At 64.5% G+C, this 6,350-nt stretch carries 6 protein-coding genes and 1 pseudogene; all 7 read left to right on the forward strand.

The window, feature by feature from the left end; translation table 11 throughout:
• On the forward strand, positions 1–291 hold a 291-nt coding region (locus C1D09_RS26195; RefSeq protein ID WP_143976969.1), incomplete at its 5' end, for an SDR family NAD(P)-dependent oxidoreductase.
• Positions 292–372: 81 nt separating this feature from the next.
• Positions 373–1,695 carry a histidinol dehydrogenase gene (hisD, locus tag C1D09_RS26200; RefSeq protein WP_143976970.1) on the forward strand — a complete coding sequence of 441 codons (1,323 nt, stop codon included), beginning with the start codon at positions 373–375 and terminating at the stop codon, positions 1,693–1,695.
• A gap of 15 nt (positions 1,696–1,710) precedes the next feature.
• On the forward strand, positions 1,711–2,736 hold the full coding sequence (locus C1D09_RS26205; protein ID WP_143976971.1) for a zinc-dependent alcohol dehydrogenase: 1,026 nt from the start codon (positions 1,711–1,713) through the stop codon (positions 2,734–2,736).
• 31 nt (positions 2,737–2,767) lie between these two features.
• Positions 2,768–3,499, forward strand: coding sequence for a histidine utilization transcriptional repressor HutC (hutC, locus tag C1D09_RS26210; RefSeq protein WP_143976972.1), 732 nt, complete (start codon positions 2,768–2,770; stop codon positions 3,497–3,499).
• 105 nt (positions 3,500–3,604) lie between these two features.
• Positions 3,605–4,903 (forward strand): hypothetical protein, encoded by a 1,299-nt coding sequence (locus C1D09_RS26215; protein WP_143976973.1) that lies wholly within the window; start codon positions 3,605–3,607, stop codon positions 4,901–4,903.
• 214 nt (positions 4,904–5,117) lie between these two features.
• Positions 5,118–6,125, forward strand: coding sequence for an ABC transporter substrate-binding protein (locus C1D09_RS26220; protein ID WP_143976974.1), 1,008 nt, complete (start codon positions 5,118–5,120; stop codon positions 6,123–6,125).
• 28 nt (positions 6,126–6,153) lie between these two features.
• A pseudogene (locus C1D09_RS33880) lies at positions 6,154–6,350 on the forward strand (ABC transporter permease); the annotation flags it as partial.

Below are 6,350 nucleotides of genomic sequence, written 5' to 3' on the forward strand. Positions count from 1 at the left end.
GGCTCGTCGAAGTCGGGCCTGCTCGGCATGACGAGGGCGCTGGCGGCGGAGTGGGCGGGTCTCGGCATCCGGGTCAACGCCATCGCCCCGGGCTACTTCCGGACGGCGATGACCGATGTGTTCTACAGCAACGAGGCATGGCAGCAGTCCATGCTCGCCAAGATCCCGCAGCAGCGTTTCGGCGATCTCGGCGACCTGCACGGCGTTGCCGTCTTCCTTGCCTCTGACGCGGCGGCCTACATAACCGGCCAGTCCATTCCGGTGGATGGCGGCCTCCTGGCATCGATTTGAGGCGGCGCGCTAAAGGTTCGAAATCAACGTCTTGCGCAATGTAACCGGCCAGCACGTTGCGTCCAACAAAGAGGAATATCCATGTCCGACATCAGCTTACACGATCTGTCATCGCTCGACGCCACCCAGCGGGCCAGCCTGCTGCAGCGCGCCGAGGCCGATCTGTCGGTCTTCGTCGAAAAAGTCCGCCCGATCATCCAGGCCGTGAAGGATGAGGGCGACGCCGCCCTCATCCGGTTCGCCAGGGAGCTCGACAAGGCCAATGTCGTCGAAGGCGGACTGCAGGTGTCGGAAGCCGAGTTCGACGTGGCCTTCGACAAGGTCGAAAAGGATGTCGTGGAAAGCATCGGCTTCGGCATCGACAACATCAGGCGTTTCCATGAGGAGCAGAAGCCGGAAACGATGTGGCTCAAGGAGATCCGGCCGGGCGCCTATGCCGGCGACCGCTATACGCCGATCGCCTCTGTCGCCCTCTACGTGCCGCGCGGCAAGGGCGCCTTTCCGTCGGTGACGATGATGACATCGGTTCCGGCGGTCATCGCCGGCGTGCCCCAAATCGCCATCGTGACGCCACCGACATCGGATGGTTCGGTGGATGCGGCGACCCTGGTCGCGGCTCGCCTCGCCGGCGTGCGCACCGTCTACAAATGCGGCGGCGCCCATGCCGTCGCCGCCGTCGCCTACGGCACCGAGACGGTGAAGCCCGCGCTCAAGATCGTCGGCCCCGGCAGCCCATGGGTGGTGGCGGCGAAGAGCGTCCTCTCCTCGGTCATCGACACCGGGCTTCCGGCCGGCCCGTCGGAAGCCATCATCTTTGCCGATGACAGCGTCGACGGCGGCCTTGCCGCGCTCGATCTGCTGATCGAGGCCGAGCACGGGCCGGATTCTTCGGCCTATCTGGTGACGCACAGCCGCACGGTCGCCGAGGCCGCGCTTGCCGCACTGCCGCAGCACTGGTCGCGGATGACCGATCAGCGCGTGGAATTCTCGCGCGCGGTGCTGACGGGCAAGCGCGGCGGCGTCGTGCTGACCGCGTCGCTGGAAGACAGCTACCGCTTCATCAACGACTATGCGCCTGAACATCTGGAAATCCTGTCGAAGGAGCCGTTCGCGCATCTCGGACACATCACCGAGGCAGCCGAAATCCTCATGGGCCCGCACACGCCGGTGACCCTTGCCAACTTCGTCCTTGGGCCTAATGCCGTGCTGCCGACCAGCCGCTGGGCACGCACCTATGGGCCGCTCTCGGTGGCCGATTTCGTCAAGCGCTCGTCTGTCGGCTACGTCACCTCCGCCGCCTATCCGGAATTGGCGAAGCATGCGCGCAGGCTTGCCCGCTACGAGGGCTTCAGCTCGCACGAAAACTCGGTCTCGGAAATCCGTGACCGCTACCTCGCCGGCTGAACGGAGACCATCGCGATGAAGGCGGCACGGCTTTATGGGCAGGGCGATCTGCGGGTGGAGGACATCGCCGAACCCGGCTTCCCGGATGCCGGCTGGGTGAAGCTCAGGGTCGACGCCGCCGGCATCTGCGGTTCGGATCTGCACAATTTCCGCACCGGCCAATGGATAAGCCGCTCGCCCTCGACGGCCGGCCATGAGCTGACCGGCACGGTGACCGCGCTCGGCGAGGGCGTCGACACCGTCGCCATCGGCGACAGGGTGGTTGCCGATTCCCGCTTCTGGTGCGGGGAATGCGCGCAATGCCGTGCCGGCAGGCGCCATCTCTGCGCTTCGCTGGGCTTTGTCGGCGAAGTCTGCGACGGCGGTTTCGCCGAACAGGCGGTGTTGCCCGCACGCTTGCTGCATGTCGTCGACGCGGCGCTGGACGACCGGGTTGCCGCGATGGCCGAGCCGCTCGCGGTGGCGCTGCACGCGGTACGGCGTTTGCCAAAGACGCCAGGCTCGGTGCTTGTCGTCGGCTGCGGGCCGATCGGCGGTCTCGCCGCGCTGCTGCTGTCTCGAAGCGCGGCCGGCAAGGTGCTTGTCGCCGACCGCAACCAGGCGCGCTGCGCCCGCGTGGCGCGGGTGACCGGTGCGACAAGCGTCGAGCTTGACCGCGATGCCATTGCCGCCGCGACCGCCAACGCTCCGCTGCTGGCGGCCGTCGAGGCGACCGGCAGCATCGCGGCGTTCAACCAGTTGCTCGGCGTTATCGATTCAGGCAGCGCGGTGGCGATGGTAGGCATCTTCCATGGCCGTCTCGACATCGACCCCAACCTTTTGGTCGAACGCGAGATCGCGCTTCTGGGGTGCCATGCCTTCGCCGACGAGTTGCCCGACGCCGTGCGGATGCTGGGTGAGTTGAGCGGACCGCTGCTCGCCCTGATCGATCGCGAGATCGGTCTCGACGATATTCCGGCCACTTATGAGCGGCTGTTGACGGGGCAAAGCGAGGGCTTGAAAACAATCATCCGCATGCCACAACCTGTTGAGCCGGCGTGATTTCCGATAAATTGCCGGAAAGGATTTTGAAATGATCGAGTTGCCCGATACGGCGAGCCCCCTTTACGAGAAGGTGAAGGACTACATCCTGACCAACATCGGAACGGGCCGGTGGGGCAAGGACCGCAAGCTGCCGTCCGAGAATGAGCTGGTGGCTTCGCTTGGTGTCTCGCGCATGACAGTCCATCGGGCCTTGCGGGAGCTGACCGCGGCGGGGTTCCTGATCCGGCTGCAAGGTGTCGGCACCTTCATCGCGCCGCCCCGTCCGCAATCGACGCTGATCGAGATCAACAACATTGCGGCCGAGATCGTCGGGCGCGGCAACAGGCATCGCTCCGAAGTCCTCATGCTGGAAACCATCATGCCGACGAAGGAGCTCGCTTTGTCCTTCGAGTTCCCGAAGCGCGTCGCGATCTATCACTCGGTCGTCGTCAATTTCGAGAACGATTTGCCGGTGCAGCTGGAGGAGCGCTTCGTCAATCCGAGCCTGATCCCCGACTACGACAAGCAGGACTTTTCGAAGACCGCGACCTACGACTACCTCATGCAGAAGACCCCGGTGACCGAGGTCGAGCACATCATCTCGGCGATCCCGGCCGACGCCGAGACGGCGCGGCATCTCAACATCGATGTCGGCAGCTGCTGCCTGTTTCTGCACCGCCGCACATGGACGGGCGCGATCGTCGCCACCATCAGCAAGCTGACTTATGCCGGCAGCCGCTATTCGCTTGGCAGCCGCTATTCCCCCTCCAAGGCCAACTGACGCCAAAGCCAATACAAATCATGGAACGTTCAATGCAGATGTATGTACATGTACTGATAAGACTGGTTTCGCGCTTGCGGACGGATCGGCTGGGAGGGACGACCGATGATGCATAGCCGCACGGCGCGGATCCGCGCGCTCGCGCAGCACGATGAGGGCGAGGCGCAACACGCGCTGGCGGCCTTGCTGGGCGATCTGTTCGCCCTGACCCCCAGCAACGTCCGCATCAATGTCGACAAATACAGCCTCAATTCGTTGAACGGATTCTTCGATAGCGAGGGCCAGGCCTACTTCTTCAAGTTCCACCAGGAGGAACGCGAGGAGGGCATGACCGGCGAATACTACCGGGCCGAGATCCTGTCGCGTGCCGGTCTGCCGGTCGACCAGCCCGTCCATATGTCCGCCCAGCCCGGTGAGCAGATCCTTGTCTATCGCCGCCGCACGGATCCGAGATTCTCGGATGTCCTGTTTGCGCTGGATGCCGAGGACGATGCCGGCAAACGGCGCGAGGCGGCTCTCGCCGAGCGCGATCTGTCCGCCAGGCTGCTCGAGGTCTATCTCGAGACGCTGCATCCGGTGACGGTCGCAGAGGTCTCGGCCGAGCCGATCCACCGGCTGTTCCATGAAAGGCTGATCGACGCCGACACGCGTTTATCGCCGGGCGGCCGCCTGGCGGATTTCTATATTGGCAAGCCGTTTGTCTTTCCCGGCATGGAACTTGGCTGGGATCGGTTTTCCCGGCTGAAATTCGTCATCAACGGCCAGCTTTACACCAGCAGCATCGGCGAACTTTTCGACGCTGCCGCGGCGCGCTTGCAGCCGGACAGGCTGGCCGATGCCGGCGGTGTGGTCGCGCATGGCGACGCCCACAATGCCAATGTCTGGTACACGGAAGAAGCGGGGAGGGCGGAACTGTCCTTTTTCGATCCTGCCTTTGCCGGCTCGCATATCCCCACACTGCTGGCCGAGGTGAAGGCAACCTTCCACAACATCTTCGCCCATCCGTTCTGGCTCTACGATCCGGCCATCGCGACGGAGACCTTTCGCGCAAGGGCGCGGCTGGATGGAAATCTGCTCCATGTCGACACGGACTGGGATTTGAGCCCGATTCGCCGCGACCTGCTGGAGGTCAAGGCCACCGCTTTGTGGCGACCCCTGCTGCTCGAGCTCAAGCGGCGCGGCATGCTGCCGGCGGATTGGCGGGCGGTCCTTCGCTCAGGGCTTTTCCTGTCGCCAACCCTGGTCATGAACCTGCGCGCCGGTGCGCGCGGCCACACGCCGGTCTCTTCCCTCATCGCCTTTTCAGTCGCGGTCATGGTCGGCAGCGACCCCGACGGCGGAGCCGACCGGGTGACCGATTTCCTCGACTTGATCGATCCTGGAAGCGCCGGCGGATGCACCTGATTCATGGGGAGATTGAGCCACGTCAACTTGTATATGCATGTATGTATTTTAGCCTTGACATCCGCTCCCGCTGACGCTGAAATATCCCTGCACTTCACCACGAAGTGGTGGGCAAGACGCCGAGGCACAGTGCCGCAAGAGCAGAAACCCGCAGTCTCACCAGACCGAATGCCTGGGAAAAAAGCGGTCTGATCATCAAGGGGAACTCGAGATGATGCGTAACCTAGCAGGACAATTTCGCGCGCTCATGGTGGCCGCCGCCATCGGGCTCGCCGCCACGCCGGTCGCCCACGCGGCCGATACGGCCATTCCCGCGACGCCGGAGGCAGGACCGTTCAAGATCGGCATCGAGCCCTGGCTCGGCTACGGCCAGTGGCACGTCGCCGACGCCAAGGGCCTGTTCAAGACGAACGGCCTGTCGGACGTCCAGATCGTCAATTTCGCCGAGGACAAGGACATAAACGCCGCCTTGGCCAGCGGCCAGCTCGACGCCGCCAACATCGCGACCCACACGGCGATGGGCATGGTGGCCGCCGGCCTGCCGGTGAAGATCGTGCTGCTGCTCGACGTCTCGATGACGGCCGACGCCATCATCGCCGGCAAGGACGTCACCTCCATCGCCGACCTCAAGGGCAAGCAGGTTGCCTTCGAGGAAGGCACGACCAGCGACATCCTGCTCAAATACGCGCTCGCCAAGAATGGCATGTCGATCGCCGACGTCCAGCCGGTTCCGATGCCTGCCTCCGACGCCGGCGGCGCGTTGATCGCCGGCCGCGTACCGGTGGCGGTCACCTACGAGCCCTACCTCACGGTCGCCATGGCGCAGAACAAGGACGTCAAGCTGCTGTTTTCCGCCGGCGAGGATCCCGGCCTGATCAGCGACGTGCTGGTGGTGCGCGACGAGGTCATCAAGTCGCGGCCCGGCCAGGTGCTGGCCATGATCAAGAGCTGGGACGCCGCACTCAAGGATTACAATGCAGACACACCCGGCGGCCGCGCCATCATCGCCAAGGCGGTCGGTTCCGACGTCAAGGACCTCAACACCGCTTTCGACGGCGTGCGCTACTATTCCCTTGCCGAAAACAAGACGGCGCTGACCGGCGATTTCACCACCAAGACATTCGCCGACGTCGAAGCGGCCGCCAAGAACGCCAAACTGCTGCAGGCCGACGTGACGCCGGAACAGATGATCGATCCGTCCTTCGTCAAGGCGGCGCAATGATAGAGGCCGGATCGCGGTGGTAGCGCAGATGTCAGCGGATCCCCCCGCGAAAACCGGCCCGGCGCGCTCCGCGCCAAAGGCGGCCGCGAAACAGGCCGGGCGCCGCCGGTCCTCCGGGATCGGCGCGCCCATCGCCAGGTCGCGTTTCCTGATGATCGCGGTGGCCGTCTTTGTCGGGCTTGGCCTCGCCTGGTGGGTGGCGACCGGGCTGGAATGGGTGAAGCC

The sequence above is a fragment of the Mesorhizobium intechi genome (genome assembly GCF_002879535.1).
Taxonomy (GTDB): Bacteria; Pseudomonadota; Alphaproteobacteria; order Rhizobiales; family Rhizobiaceae; genus Mesorhizobium; species Mesorhizobium intechi.

Bases quoted from the DNA above. Each gene is read 5' to 3' on its own strand.
- hisD (WP_143976970.1), top strand. From the start codon at position 373: ATGTCCGACATCAGCTTACACGATCTGTCATCGCTCGACGCCACCCAG.
- hutC (WP_143976972.1), top strand. From the start codon at position 2,768: ATGATCGAGTTGCCCGATACGGCGAGCCCCCTTTACGAGAAGGTGAAG.
- C1D09_RS26215 (WP_143976973.1), top strand. From the start codon at position 3,605: ATGATGCATAGCCGCACGGCGCGGATCCGCGCGCTCGCGCAGCACGAT.
- C1D09_RS26220 (WP_143976974.1), top strand. From the start codon at position 5,118: ATGCGTAACCTAGCAGGACAATTTCGCGCGCTCATGGTGGCCGCCGCC.
- C1D09_RS26205 (WP_143976971.1), top strand. From the start codon at position 1,711: ATGAAGGCGGCACGGCTTTATGGGCAGGGCGATCTGCGGGTGGAGGAC.